Here is a 13386-nt window from a genome sequence, read left to right on the forward strand (position 1 = left end):
ACGAAAACCAGCTTATGCAATCCGATTCACTTCCCTACGCCTTTTGCCGCTCACGCAAAGCGCGTTCCACTTCACGCGCAGCATCCTTTTTCTTGAGATCCTCGCGCTTGTCGTAGTTCTTTTTCCCTTTGACCAGCGCCAGCTCGACTTTTGCCCAACCGCCCTTCAAATAAATGCTGAGCGGGACGAGGGAATAGCCTCTCTCGCGAATCAGGCCGTTTAGCTTCAGGATTTCCAGACGTCTCATCAGCAGCCTGCGTGTCCGCTCCGGCTCATGGTTAAAGCGGTTGCCCTGCTCGTACGGACTGATGTGTACGTTGTACAGCATCAGCTCGCCGTTTTGCACACGGGCGAAGCTATCCTTGAGCTGGACGCGGGCGGCTCGCACGGATTTGATCTCCGTTCCGGTCAACTCAATGCCCGCTTCGAATACTTGCTCGATGTGGTAATCGTGGCGTGCTTTTCGGTTTTGGGCTACTGTTTTGGTCCCGGCTTTGTCTTTTGACATAGAGATCACCTCACTTGCGATTTTCCTGCGTTTTGTATGAGTAAGTCTAGCAAATTTTAACCATGGTGGCAAGCCATTTACCCGGCAAGCTCCTCAAAACAAGCTCTTACACAACTGTTTAACGGCGCTTCCGTTTGACACTGCTCGCAACATTTTTCCGGCTCTTTTTCTTGGAGCGGACGAGATCTTCCCAGAAGCCCTTCTCGCGTTGGGTTGGTGTATCTGTGCTCTCTCCCGTTCCGATGGCAACGACTTCCTCACCTGGATTCGTCGCGGCACGCTGACCTGGACGACGAGGAGGTTTGTTCCCTTCGTTTTTCCGACGGTCTTTGTACTTTTGGCGGATGGCTGCAGGATGGGTTTTATCCTTATCCTTTTGACGGTCCGGTCGATCTGAACGAGAACCAGCTTGCTTGCCACGCGCACCGCCTCTGCGCTCTCCTCCGCGTCCGTCGATGACTTTCGGTGTGCGTTCCCGGCTACCGCGGAAGCCTGCTGCCTTGGTCATTCCTACAATTTCAAAGTCAATGATCCGTTCGTCTACATTGACATTGGCTACGCGTACTTGCACCAGATCCCCGATACGGAACTGTTTTCCGGTCCGTTCTCCGATCAGGGCGTACAGCTTCTCATGATAGTGATAGTAGTCGTCCGTCAAAAAGCTGACGTGCACCAAGCCTTCGATGGTATTCGGCAGCTCGACGAAAATCCCGAACGAAGTGACGCTCGAAATGACGCCTTCGAACTCTTCGCCGACTCTCTCCTTCATGAACTCCGCTTTTTTCAGGTCGTCCGTCTCACGTTCTGCATCCACTGCCAGACGCTCGCGCTGGGACGCATGCTCGGCGATTAACGGCATGTGCTCTGTCCAATACGACGTCCGTTTTTCTGACAGCTGATTTCCCGATTCGATCCAGTCGCGAATGCGGCGGTGAACAATCAAGTCCGGATAGCGTCGGATCGGAGAAGTAAAATGCGTGTAGAACTCCGTGGAAAGACCGTAGTGACCGAGGCTTTCCGCGTCGTAGCGCGCTTGCTTCATCGAGCGCAGCATCACGGTACTAATGATGATTTCTTCCGGCTTTCCTTTGACCTCTTCCAGCAGCTGCTGGAGAGCCCGTGGATGAACGGAATTGCCTTTTCCACGAATCGAGTAGCCAAAGTTGGTGATGAACTCCATGAAAGCCATCAGCTTTTCTGCATTTGGATCTTCATGGACCCGATACATAAACGGCTGTTTCATCCAGTGGAAATGCTCGGCCACTGTTTCGTTGGCAGCCAACATGAACTCTTCAATGATTTGCTCTGCGATGGAACGAGTGCGGAATCCAATATCTGTCGGAGTTCCCTCTTCGTTCACATAAATTTTGGCTTCACGGAAGTCAAAGTCGATCGCACCACGCTGCATCCGTTGTTGACGGCGTTTGAGCGCCAGCTTCTCCATCTCTTGGAACATCGGGACGAGCTCGCTGTACTTCTCGATCAGGGCTTCATCTTTATCTTCCAAAATGCTGCGTACATCTGCATACGTCATCCGTTCATTCGTGCGGATCACACTGAGGAAGATGTCGTACTTGACGACCTTTGCGTCTTTGTCCATCTCCATGTCGCAGGAAATCGTCAGTCGATCTACCTGAGGATTCAAGCTGCAGATTCCGTTGGACAAACGGTGCGGGATCATCGGGATCACACGGTCGACCAAATAGACGCTCGTACCCCTGCGATACGCTTCATTATCTAACTCAGATTTTTCTTTGACGTAGTAGCTCACATCCGCAATATGGACGCCCAATCGCACGTTTCCATTCGGGAGAACCTCCAGTGACACAGCATCATCCAAGTCTTTGGCGTCTGCTCCATCGATTGTGACCATCATCCGGTCACGCAAATCACGACGTCCCTGAATTTCCTCCTCGGAGATTTCAGCGGGTGCCGCTTCTGCTTCTTCCAATACGTCATCAGGAAAAGCTTCTGGCAAGTTAAACTTACGGATGATCGACAGGATATCGACCCCCGGATCATTTTTATGTCCCAGAATTTCTACGACTTCTCCCTCGGGGTTTACCCGCCCCTCTGGATAGCGGACGATGTTTACCACTACTTTATGTCCGTCTACTGCTCCGTTATAGGCATTTTTCGGAATGAACACGTCCTTGCCAATCCTTTTCTCATCAGGAATGACAAATGCGTAATGCTGCTCATCCTTAAACGTACCAACGACTTGCTTGATGCCCCGTTCTACGACGCGAATAATACGTCCTTCCAGTCGATTGCCACCTGGTTCCTTCTCTACCCTTACGAATACCGTATCGCCATGCAGAGCGCCATTCATGTCATTGGCATGTACATAGACGTCTTCCATCTCCGGCGTTTCCGGAATCACAAAACCAAAGCCTTTCGGATGGCTCTGCAATCTACCTCGCACCAAATTCATTTTCTCAGGAACGCCATAGCGATTTGCTCGCGTCCGTATGACTTCACCGCTCGCTTCCATCGCATTGAGTGTCTTCACCAATTCCTTGAACGAACCGGCATCCTCGATCCCGAATGCTTCTTCTAATTCCTTTACGGTCATCGGGTGATACGCTTGTTCCCGCATGAACGCGAGGATATCTTGATCCTTCATCCACAAACCTCCTTTTTTGCGTGGTCCATTACCGCGCTTCCTTTTTCACTTATTACTATGTAGTATTCACCGCTCACGCACGTCGCAATCGGAATAGAGAAAAAGGCAGCAAGTCGCACTTGCTGCCTTTTGGCCATTCGTCTATTACGCTCCTGTTTTCAAGAAATAACCGAGCAAAATCGCAAAGATCATGAAAGCTACCGCAAATACAACGGTCAGCTTACCCAAAAGTGCGTCCATCCCACGAGCTTTTTGTTTGCCCACGAGTTGCTCAGCACCGCCACCAATCGCTCCCGAAAGGCCGGCACTTTTACCAGATTGTAACAACACGACGATAATTAAGCCAATACTTGCAATCACAAGTAAAATTTTCGCAGCCAATGCCATCTTCATTCACCTCAAAACTTATTTCCAAGGCGGTAAAAAACCAATACATCTACTTTATCATAATTAAAAGCTATCAGCAAGCCGCCATCCCTGTCATATTCAGAGAAGTTCTACCAGAATGCTTCCAACGTATGCCGGGGAATAATATATAGAAGAAATGAGGATTCTATGTGTATAAAATGGAAAATGTGTACTTTCTTTGTCGGTTTATGAGTCGCCTTGCAACTGTCAAGATTTTGCCGTAAAATTGCAGTTGTACCTTTATAACTTGCTTTGGGAGGTCTTTGTCAGATGGCTGGGTCCAACAAAAAAGACATGAATCAAAACGACGTAATTGATTCCGCGAAGGCCTTTTTTACTTCGTTTGGTATCTTGTTTCTAGTTTTTCTCATTGCACTCGTAGGATCGATTATTTTCCCACCAAAACATGGGGAAGAAGCTGCAGGCGGCGGTGGAGCACCTACTGCCAACATTGATGCGGCTGCCATCTTTAAACAAAATTGCGCTTCCTGTCACGGTCAAAACCTAGAAGGGATCGTAGGACCGAACTTGACTAAAGTCGGTGCAACTCACAGCGCGGATGATATCGCTAAGATCATTAAAGAAGGTAAAGGCGGCATGCCTCCAGGAATGCTGAAGAAACAACCGGAAATTCAAGCGGTTGCCCAATGGCTGTCTGAACACAAATAAGTACATAGATGGCCCGAACGAACAAACACCGGAGACTCGTCCTCTTCGGTGTTTTCGGCATTAAGGAGGTAAAAGACAGCAGATGACGACTAGACTGGAACTAGAAAACGTGGGAAAACAACTCTCCACCCTCCCCGAACACTGGCTGTTTCAAGGTTTCACGGCGAGTATTACCGAACCTGAAATCATCGGTATCCTCGGCAAATCAGGCCAAGGCAAAAGTACATTGCTCCGAATATTGGGACGTTTGGACAAAGCAGATCGAGGCACGATTCGTCTCCAAAATAAAGACGTGAGCCTATGGGAACCTGAAGCGTGGCGGATGACGATGAGCTATGTCGCACAACAACCTGTGATGCTCCCGGGCACTGTAGAAGACAATCTGCGAATCACGAGCGTACTTCATCAGCGCCCCTTTGACGATCAGCTGGCTCGCAATTATATGGAGCAGCTTGCCATGGATCATCTCGATTGGAGCAAAAACGCTCAGCAGCTGTCAGGCGGAGAAAAGCAACGCTTAGCCCTTATCCGCAGCCTACTCTTACGCCCTTCTATCCTATTATTAGATGAAGTCACCTCTTCACTCGATGCGATCAGTAAACAGGCTGCAGAACGGCTTCTCGTCGATCTGCATACCCGTACCGGCACTACCTTACTCTGGATCACACACGATCTAGACGAAGCCCAAAGCGCTTGCAATCGTATTTGGTTTATGGCGAACAGCCAGCTAGAGGAAGACGCCCCCAGCCAAGCCTTTTTTCGATCGCCGCAATCCTTGGCAGCCCGTGATTTTCTGAACCACCAGACAGCACCTGCTGCCGCATCAAGGGAGGGACTGTCTTGACCTATTACTCCATGTGGTTCGCGTTTGCTTTCGTCCTCATTGCACTCTTACTATCCATTTGGCAAAAGCTTGGCCTGGAGAAGGAAATCGCCATTGGAACCATTCGTTCCACCGTCCAGCTCCTACTGATTGGATACGTCCTTCAATTTATTTTCCATTCCGAAAATATTTGGTTCATCTTCATCGTGATTCTAATGATGGTCAGCGTCGCATCATGGAACGCCTCCAGTCGTGGGGGACGCTTGCCTGGTGTCTTCTGGCGGATCGTTTGTGCTCTTAGCGTAACAGAAGTCATAACGATGGGGCTGTTAGTCTCTCTCGGCTTGGTCTCTCCCACTCCGCAATACCTGATTCCGTTGAGTGGCATGATAATTGGTAGCTCGATGATTGTCTGCGGCCTCTTTCTGAATCATATGAACCGTGAAACAGAAACCTCCCGCGGAGAAATCGAATCGTTGCTTAGTCTGGGTGCTACGCCACGCCAGGCGATTCAAGGCGTGCTGAAGCGTGCAGTCAAAGCGAGCATGATCCCCACGTTCGATACGATGAAAACCATCGGACTCGTCCAACTTCCCGGGATGATGACAGGGATGATTGTCGCGGGTGCGAGCCCTATTGAGGCAGTCCGTTACCAAATTCTGATCATGCTCAGCTTTTCTTCCTCCGCAGCGATCTCTGCCGTGCTGATCAGCCTGTTGAGCTATCGCCTCTGGTTTACACGTGATTCCATCCTGCGTTCCTCATAGACTTTCCACCAGCTGCCGGGCATCTCGGCAGTTTTTTTTCGTGAACTGTAATGAAATGTTGCTCGGATCGTCAAATTACAAGGAGAAAGAGCAAAGGTGGTTCAGCTATGGACAAAAACGACTTGATCGAGCAATGGTTTCTGCGCTATGGCGACGATATTTATAAGTTTCTCATTTATTACACCGGCAGCCGAGACGTAGACGATCTGGTTCAGGACGTTTTTCTCAAAGCACTTGGCGCTGTCGGGTCATTTGAGGGTAGGTCCCAGCCCAAGACATGGCTCCTGACGATCGCCCGTCACACAGCGATTGATCACGCAAGAAAAAAACGGCTGCGCAGCTGGCTTCCAGACATGTGGCTTTCGAATCTGACGTCAGATGAAAAAACACCAGAGGAGCTTCTGGATGTTCAGGAAGAACAACAAGCCCTCTATCGAGCCATACGGCAGGTGAAACCCACTTATCGCGAGGTGCTCATCCTACGAGGCATCAAAGGTTTGTCTGCCAAGGAAACAGCCCAAATCCTCAATTGGTCGGAAAACAAGGTCAATGTCACCCTGCACCGTGCCATGAAAGCAGTCAAAGACAAATTGGAGCTGGAGGGAAAGGAGATGATCGGAAATGCCATCTAAAGACGAGCAACTGCTCGAACAACTGAGCAAGCTGCCTGATATGGAAATGCCGCCTGAAACCAAACGCAAAATACTTACTACCATACGATCCAAGGAGGCTCACAACATGGAGCACACTGTAAAAGCACATCGCTTCAGCCACTTAGGCAAAGGATTGGCCATCTGCTCCATCCTCGTCGCTACTTGCTGGATGGGAGCAACACTCATTGAAACCAATCAACCGACAGCATTACCTGGGGTATCCAACGGAGCATCCCCTACCCCATCTACACCAAATCCAGCTCCACAGCCCAACAATGGCGTGACCCCTACTGCTCCTGTAGCTCCAAAGGGAGATGAGCTGCTGAACACAATACGCAAGCAAGCGGAAAAAGGAGCGGTCATCAATGCTCCTTACACCGTGGAAACGACGGTTTTTGATGATGTCGAAAAGGCTTGGGGTGCACCTGATCGCACCGATTATGTCAACGGGCTCTCTTACGCGACCTACGAAAAGCGCGGAGTCGTATTCGGCTACAACAAGGGCATGCAAATCGTAGATATCCGTTCGCTTGATCCAAACATCCAAAAGATCACTTTCGCTGAGATCGAACAAAAATGGGGAAAACCGAATCGCGTCAGTGAATTTGGAGGCCAACAAATTTACACCTATGATGTGACCGATAAGTACCAGGTTAAATTCGTCTTCGAGCCTTCTTCATCTGACAGTAGCAAGCTTGTTCTTGTTCGTTACAATGTCTACTATCCACAAGGCAATCGAAACCTGATGGCAGACATGAACACGACAGAGCTGATGCAAAACATCCGCGACCTAGCGAAGAACGGTCAAACACTGGGCAGTGAGTACCGTGTGGAAAAAGACGTCTTTGACACCCTAGAAAAACAGTGGGGCAAACCTGATACTGTCTCTTATGTCAACGGCATCACATACAATACGTACAGGGATCGTGGTCTCGTCTTTGGCTTCAATAAAGGGATGCAAATCGTGGACATCCGCTCCTACAACTATCAGCTACAATACGCTTCGTTGGCTGATGTCGTGAATACACTGGGTAAACCGCAAAGCACAGCCAATGTCGCAGGCCAGACCATCTACACATATAAAGTGAATGACAAATACGAGCTGAAAATCGTCTTCTCCGGTGTCGCCAATGGAACCAACGACAGTAAGATCTACATCGATCACGTTAACGTTTTCTATCCAAGAGGGACAATCAACAATATGGCTGGCTAAGGTGATAAGTAAAGGCACACAAGACTTTAAACTGTCTTGTGTGCCTTTATGTTTAGATACAAAAAAGACGACCAAAGCCCGTTCGCTCCCGTCGTCTTCTCATTCATTCCCTTATTTACCGATGATGTAGCCTTCCAGCTCATCCAGTACTTTGTTTGCTGCGATTACGCCACCGGACGTGTTCCAGATGGTGTCATCTACTTTGAATGCTTTCCCTGCCTTCACTACATTCAGGTTTTTCCAGAGAGAATCGTTGGTCCATTCTTGTTCCAGCTTGGATGCATCTCCTTTACCTGTTTCGTACGTGAAGTAGAACATGATATCGCCATCCATCTCTGGAATGCGCTCTTTTGTTACTTCTGCAGCGAACTCGTCTTTGTCTTGAGCAGCTGGACGAGCGAGGCCGAGGTCTTTGAAGATTGCACCTGTAAAGGTGTCTTTGTAGTAAATACGCACTTTACCTGGCATGAAACGAACTACGGATACTTGTGTTTTTAGCTTGTCGCCCGCTTTAGCTTTGAAGTCTTCAACGCGTTTGTTCCAGTCAGCGATGATTTTTTCGCCTTCTGCTTTCTTATTAACTGCTTCTGCGTATAGGGAGAAGTTTGCTTTCCAGTCACCACGTGGCTCTTCCACGAACACGGTAGGAGCAATGGCAGACAGTTGTTGATAAATTTTTTCATGACGGAATTTCATACCCAAGATCAGGTCTGGTTTCAGTGCAGCAATAGCTTCCAGGTTTGGTTGACCTTCAGTACCTACCAATTTCGCGCCTTCCAAATCTTTGCTGATGAAGTCAAAGAATTTCGTAGGATCAACAGTAGAACCTACAGCACCTACTGGCTTAACACCCAACGCGACCAATGTTTCTTCGCCTTGGTTTGTGAGCATAACTACGCGCTGAGGTGTGCCTTTAATGGTCGTCTCACCCATAGCGTGTTTTACAGTATACGATTGGTCAGAAGCGTTGGATGTGCCAGCAGCTGGTTCAGCTGGTTTTTGTTCAGCAGGCTTTGGTTCGCTGGACGTTTGCCCTCCACCGCAACCTGTGACTACCAGTAACAGGGCCATCAGGACAGCAAAAAACGCTTTACCGCCTGCGGTCCGATATGTACGAGAAAACATGATGAAAAGACCCCTTTCAATATCGAGAATGAGATTGAGAATTACATTCAATGACAATGATTATCCTACATTCATGCTTGTTAGAAGTCAACAACAAATTGATAATGACTATCAACGTCATTGACACATACCCTTCCTACATCTAAACTTATCTATGAAATCGTATTTACTCTAATGAGAACACACAGAAAGATAAGGATGTAGTCCACATGAATTCTGTATTGTCGAATAACTTTCTTAAAATTCTGGGAGTAGCCGGTGCTTTTGTGCTTCTCGCTTACCTCAGCTATGCCAGCCTGATTTTTGGTGTGATCGATACGAGCTGGCAAACCGCAATCGATGCTTATACTCATTTTAATGGTACGAATGAGCACATTGTCATTAAGGAAGTCCGTGTACCACGCGTACTAAATGCACTCACTGTTGGCTTTTGTCTGGGAATCGCAGGCACCCTTCTCCAATCCTTGACGCGAAACCCTGTAGCTGACGTCGAACTTTTTGGCCTTAATGCTGGTGCTTCCCTCTTCGTCGTGTTTGCGGTCACCTTTGCCGGCATTAGTTCCCTGACCGAGTTTACTTGGATATCCTTCCTCGGTGCAGCAGTCGCCGGACTGATTGTCTACATGCTCGGATCTCTGGGAAGAGATGGACTAACCCCTGTCAAACTCGTTCTGGCTGGGGCTGCGATTACCGCTCTAGCCTCATCCATTCGCCACGGCATGATGGTATTGAATGAAAAGGCAACCGACGAAATCCTCTTCTGGCTCTCTGGTTCCGTCGGCGGAAGAAAGCTGGAGTACTTGGCAACTGTCTTTCCTTATATGGTCATCGCCTGGATCGCCGCCTTTGTTTTGGCTAGACCGATACAGACGTTGCTCATGGGGGACGATGTAGCAAAAGGATTAGGACAACGAACCCTGTTGGTCAAAATCGCTACCGGAGTCGTCATCGTGCTCCTTTCCGGATGTGCCGTTGCCGTCGCTGGACCTATCGGCTTTGTTGGACTAGTAACGCCTCATCTGGCACGTTACCTCGTGGGAATCGACACACGTTGGATCATGCTGTACAGCGGACTACTCGGTTCCATTTTACTTTTGATGGCGGATATCGCTGCTCGCTTTATCGCGATGCCTGCTGAAGTACCTATTGGTGTCATGACCGCCCTGATCGGCATCCCGTTCTTCATCTATGTCGCACGAAAGGGGCTGGATAAAGGATGAAAGAGTACCTAGCTCTACGAGTTGGTAAGCGACTCACTTCCTTTCAACTACATAAGAAATCCTTACTATTTAGCTTCATCGCACTCCTTTTGACCATCGGTGTGGCCGTCATCAGCTTGGGAATGGGTGAAATGAAGATTCACCCACTAGATGTCCTCAAAGTACTCCTGGGCATGGGCTCGGAGCAAGATGCCTTGATTGTGCAACAATTTCGCTTGCCACGGATCATCATCGCCATTCTGGTCGGAGCAGCACTGGCTTCTGCAGGCGCAATTATGCAAGGCATCGTCCGCAATCCGTTGGCCGCTCCGGACATTCTCGGAGTTTCCGGCGGCGCGTCGATCGCGGCTGTTGGCTTTTTGCTCTTGTTTGAAACAGCCAGCATTAAATGGTTGCCACCTATCGCCTTCCTTGGCGCTTTGTTTACCACGTTGCTCTTGTACGCTCTGGCTTGGAAAAAAGGCGTTACTCCGCTCCGTCTCGTGATGATTGGGGTCGGAATCAAGATTGCTGCAGGCGCTGTCGTTACGATACTGATCATGTTCAGCCCGTTCCTTTTGCAAAACAAGGCATTGCTCTGGCTGACCGGAAGCATTTATGGGGTCGACTGGAACGACGTGCTCATGATTCTTCCTTGGGTGGTCATCCTGATCGCGGTCGCAGCCGTACTCGCGCGACGCGTCAACATTCAGCAGCTCGGTGACGATATCGCCACGAGTCTGGGGAGCATCCTCCAGTGGGATCGCTTTACCTTGCTGATGATCTGCGCAGCCCTGACAGGAACAGCGGTGTCCGTCGGTGGCGACATCAGCTTTGTCGCTTTGTTGGCACCACATATCGCCAAACAATTGATCGGTCCATCCTTTGGAGGTGCCCTACCACTCTCGGCTTCCATCGGTGCCTTGATCGTACTGAGCGCTGATTTAGTTGCTCGAATGGCTTTTACTCCCATCGAAGTTCCCGTAGGCGTCTTTACTTCGGCAGTCGGCGCCCCGTTTTTCATTTACCTGCTATACAAAAATCGAAATCGCTAGTGGAAGGAGACGAGTGATTATGCAAGCTCTGGAAACCCGTCAGCTCACGTTGTCCTATGGAGAGCGCAATATCATCGAAGCGCTGGATCTGAATATCCCCCGCGGAAAAATTACGGTCTTTATCGGAAGCAATGGTAGCGGTAAGTCTACGTTGCTTCGTTCCTTGGCCCGCCTGCTCAAACCAAAAGAAGGTGCGATCCTGCTAGAAGGCGAATCGATCGCCAAGCGTTCGACCAAGGAAGTAGCAAAACGCCTTGCCATTCTGCCGCAAGGGCCGACCGCTCCGGAGGGTCTGACTGTCCTGCAGCTAGTCAAGCAAGGTCGTTATCCGTACCAAAACTGGCTTCAGCAGTGGTCCGAGGAAGATGAAAAAATGGTGACGCGCGCACTCGAAGCGACCCAGCTTACCGCCCTCTCCAATCGCCCTGTCGACTCCCTCTCAGGAGGACAACGTCAACGTGCATGGATCGCGATGACACTGGCACAAGGTACGGAGACCATCTTGCTGGATGAACCAACGACATACCTCGATATGTCCCATCAAATCGAAATTCTTGATCTGCTGTTCGAGCTGAACGAAACCGAGCAGCGAACCATCGTCATGGTATTGCATGATCTGAATCTCGCTTGCCGCTATGCGCATCACATTGTCGCCGTCCACAATCAGACTGTCGTGGCAGAAGGCTCGCCAGACGACGTTTTGACTACTGACCTCGTGCGTACCGTATTTGATATGGATTGCCAGATCACGAATGACCCGCTGTATGGTACTCCGATGTGCATTCCATACAGCAAAAGTCGCTTGGCAGCTGCTGTCCTGGAAAGAAAGCCTGCTATGCTCTCGTAATATCTGCACACAAAAATACTGCTCCTTTACTGGGAGCAGTATTTTTGTTCAACCTGGTCTCTGTAGGAGAAAAATCAAAAAGGAGCAATTCCTCGCTTTCGACTCGATTCATGAAAAAGGGCTGCATTCACGGTAGTTAAACTCGTGAATACAGCCCTAGTCTTATGCGTTTCGCATTCTTACTTTTTCAGGTTATAGAAGGCATCGCGTCCGCCGAAACGGGCGGTATCTCCCAGCTCGTCTTCGATGCGGAGCAATTGGTTGTACTTCGCCACGCGGTCGGTACGGGAAGGCGCACCTGTCTTGATTTGACCCGCATTGGTCGCTACTGCGATATCAGAGATGGTGGAGTCTTCGGTTTCACCGGAACGGTGGGAAATCACAGCTGTGTAGCCTGCGCGTTTCGCCATTTCGATCGCTTCGAATGTCTCTGTCAGCGTACCGATTTGGTTTACTTTCACTAGGATGGAGTTTCCTGTCGCTGTTTCAATACCACGTGCCAGACGTTCCGTGTTGGTTACGAACAGGTCATCACCTACGAGCTGCACTTTGCTGCCCAGTTTCTCAGTCAGTGCTTTCCAGCCATCCCAGTCATCTTCAGACAGACCGTCTTCGATGGAGATGATCGGGTATTTGCTCACCAGATCTTCGTAGAACGCAATCATTTCTTCGGTAGTTTTTACTACCCCTTCACCTTCGAAGTGGTATTTTCCGTCTTTGAACATCTCAGTCGCTGCCACGTCGAGTGCGAGGAATACGTCTTTACCAGGCTCGTAGCCAGCTGCTTTGATCGCAGCCAGAATGGTTGTGATCGCTTCTTCGTTGGATTTCAGGTTTGGTGCAAATCCACCTTCATCCCCAACAGCTGTGCTCAGACCTTTTTCGGACAGCACTTTTTTCAGGGAGTGGAAGATTTCCGCACCTGTGCGCAGCGCTTCTTTAAAGGATTCTGCTCCTACAGGCATCACCATGAATTCTTGAATGTCGACGGTGTTGTCTGCGTGCTTACCACCGTTGAGGATGTTCATCATAGGCACAGGCAGCGTTCTTGCGTTGAATCCGCCCAAGTAGTTGTACAAAGGCAGACCCAAGGAATCTGCAGCTGCACGAGCTACTGCCATGGACACGCCCAGGATCGCGTTCGCACCCAGCTTGCCTTTATTATCTGTACCATCTAGCTGCAGCATCGCCATATCTACACCGACTTGATCCAGTGCATCCATGCCGATCAGCTCAGGCGCGATGATTTCGTTTACGTTTTCGACCGCTTTCAGTACGCCTTTGCCCAAGTAACGTGATTTGTCGCCATCACGCAATTCTACCGCTTCATAAGCACCGGTAGAAGCACCCGATGGAACAGCAGCGCGTCCCATAGAACCGTCTTCCAAATATACTTCGACTTCCACAGTTGGGTTACCGCGGGAATCCATAATTTCGCGTGCATAGATGTCAGTAATCATCGCCATTTCTCATCCATCTCCTTTTTTTCTTGC

13 protein-coding genes are annotated in these 13386 nt (G+C 49.5%); 8 read left to right on the forward strand and 5 right to left on the reverse strand.

All coding sequences use genetic code 11. The features are described from left to right. Nucleotides 1–34: 34 nt before the first annotated feature. The 3 genes from smpB to secG form a co-directional block, all read right to left on the reverse strand. On the reverse strand, nt 35–508 hold the full coding sequence (gene smpB / locus AN963_RS15835) for an SsrA-binding protein SmpB (RefSeq protein ID WP_055745511.1): 474 nt from the start codon (nt 506–508) through the stop codon (nt 35–37). Nucleotides 509–626: 118 nt separating this feature from the next. Then, nucleotides 627–3134, reverse strand: coding sequence for a ribonuclease R (gene rnr, locus AN963_RS15840; protein WP_055745512.1), 2508 nt, complete (start codon nt 3132–3134; stop codon nt 627–629). Between the two features lie 144 nt (nt 3135–3278). Further along, complete coding sequence (gene secG / locus AN963_RS15845) at nt 3279–3521, reverse strand: preprotein translocase subunit SecG (protein ID WP_055745513.1); 243 nt, start codon at nt 3519–3521, stop codon at nt 3279–3281. A gap of 291 nt (nt 3522–3812) precedes the next feature. Between secG and AN963_RS15850 the strand changes: the two genes are divergently transcribed. The 5 genes from AN963_RS15850 (at nt 3813) to AN963_RS15870 (ending at nt 7667) form a co-directional block, all read left to right on the forward strand. Continuing rightward, entirely contained in the window at nt 3813–4211 is a 399-nt protein-coding gene (locus tag AN963_RS15850; protein ID WP_055745514.1) for a YqzM family protein, read from the forward strand. Nucleotides 4212–4293: 82 nt separating this feature from the next. Then, a complete protein-coding gene (locus AN963_RS15855; RefSeq protein WP_055745515.1) occupies nt 4294–5055 on the forward strand; it encodes an ABC transporter ATP-binding protein in 762 nt (253 codons plus the stop codon). Next, on the forward strand, nt 5052–5801 hold the full coding sequence (locus AN963_RS15860; RefSeq protein ID WP_055745516.1) for an ABC transporter permease: 750 nt from the start codon (nt 5052–5054) through the stop codon (nt 5799–5801). Before AN963_RS15855 ends, AN963_RS15860 begins: the two co-directional genes overlap by 4 nt. 107 nt (nt 5802–5908) lie before the next feature. Further along, nucleotides 5909–6433 carry an RNA polymerase sigma factor gene (locus AN963_RS15865; protein WP_055745517.1) on the forward strand — a complete coding sequence of 175 codons (525 nt, stop codon included), beginning with the start codon at nt 5909–5911 and terminating at the stop codon, nt 6431–6433. Next, a complete protein-coding gene (locus AN963_RS15870) occupies nt 6423–7667 on the forward strand; it encodes a YjgB family protein (protein ID WP_055745518.1) in 1245 nt (414 codons plus the stop codon). The genes AN963_RS15865 and AN963_RS15870 overlap by 11 nt, the downstream gene beginning before the upstream one ends. Before the next feature lie 111 nt (nt 7668–7778). On the opposite strand, the gene AN963_RS15875 is transcribed toward AN963_RS15870, so the two are convergent. Beyond that, a complete protein-coding gene (locus tag AN963_RS15875; protein ID WP_055745519.1) occupies nt 7779–8792 on the reverse strand; it encodes an ABC transporter substrate-binding protein in 1014 nt (337 codons plus the stop codon). 209 nt (nt 8793–9001) lie between these two features. Here AN963_RS15875 and AN963_RS15880 point away from each other — a divergent pair, with 209 nt between their 5' ends. The 3 genes from AN963_RS15880 to AN963_RS15890 are packed head-to-tail and all read left to right on the forward strand — an operon-like array spanning nt 9002 to nt 11893. Continuing rightward, nucleotides 9002–10012 (forward strand): FecCD family ABC transporter permease, encoded by a 1011-nt coding sequence (locus AN963_RS15880; RefSeq protein WP_055745520.1) that lies wholly within the window; start codon nt 9002–9004, stop codon nt 10010–10012. Then, nucleotides 10009–11046 carry a FecCD family ABC transporter permease gene (locus AN963_RS15885; protein WP_055745521.1) on the forward strand — a complete coding sequence of 346 codons (1038 nt, stop codon included), beginning with the start codon at nt 10009–10011 and terminating at the stop codon, nt 11044–11046. The genes AN963_RS15880 and AN963_RS15885 overlap by 4 nt, the downstream gene beginning before the upstream one ends. A 19-nt stretch (nt 11047–11065) precedes the next feature. Beyond that, entirely contained in the window at nt 11066–11893 is an 828-nt protein-coding gene (locus tag AN963_RS15890) for an ABC transporter ATP-binding protein (protein ID WP_055745522.1), read from the forward strand. A 179-nt stretch (nt 11894–12072) separates the two neighbouring features. Here AN963_RS15890 and eno read toward each other — a convergent pair whose 3' ends face one another. After that, a complete protein-coding gene (gene eno / locus AN963_RS15895) occupies nt 12073–13359 on the reverse strand; it encodes a phosphopyruvate hydratase (protein WP_055745523.1) in 1287 nt (428 codons plus the stop codon). Nucleotides 13360–13386 lie beyond the last annotated feature (27 nt).

It is taken from the genome of Brevibacillus choshinensis, assembly GCF_001420695.1.
Classification (GTDB): domain Bacteria; phylum Bacillota; class Bacilli; order Brevibacillales; family Brevibacillaceae; genus Brevibacillus; species Brevibacillus choshinensis.

Coding starts and splice junctions, on each gene's coding strand:
- rnr (WP_055745512.1), bottom strand. CDS start 3,134: ATGAAGGATCAAGATATCCTCGCGTTCATGCGGGAACAAGCGTATCAC.
- AN963_RS15875 (WP_055745519.1), bottom strand. CDS start 8,792: ATGTTTTCTCGTACATATCGGACCGCAGGCGGTAAAGCGTTTTTTGCT.
- eno (WP_055745523.1), bottom strand. CDS start 13,359: ATGGCGATGATTACTGACATCTATGCACGCGAAATTATGGATTCCCGC.
- AN963_RS15870 (WP_055745518.1), top strand. CDS start 6,423: ATGCCATCTAAAGACGAGCAACTGCTCGAACAACTGAGCAAGCTGCCT.
- secG (WP_055745513.1), bottom strand. CDS start 3,521: ATGGCATTGGCTGCGAAAATTTTACTTGTGATTGCAAGTATTGGCTTA.
- smpB (WP_055745511.1), bottom strand. CDS start 508: ATGTCAAAAGACAAAGCCGGGACCAAAACAGTAGCCCAAAACCGAAAA.
- AN963_RS15890 (WP_055745522.1), top strand. CDS start 11,066: ATGCAAGCTCTGGAAACCCGTCAGCTCACGTTGTCCTATGGAGAGCGC.
- AN963_RS15855 (WP_055745515.1), top strand. CDS start 4,294: ATGACGACTAGACTGGAACTAGAAAACGTGGGAAAACAACTCTCCACC.
- AN963_RS15885 (WP_055745521.1), top strand. CDS start 10,009: ATGAAAGAGTACCTAGCTCTACGAGTTGGTAAGCGACTCACTTCCTTT.
- AN963_RS15865 (WP_055745517.1), top strand. CDS start 5,909: ATGGACAAAAACGACTTGATCGAGCAATGGTTTCTGCGCTATGGCGAC.
- AN963_RS15850 (WP_055745514.1), top strand. CDS start 3,813: ATGGCTGGGTCCAACAAAAAAGACATGAATCAAAACGACGTAATTGAT.
- AN963_RS15880 (WP_055745520.1), top strand. CDS start 9,002: ATGAATTCTGTATTGTCGAATAACTTTCTTAAAATTCTGGGAGTAGCC.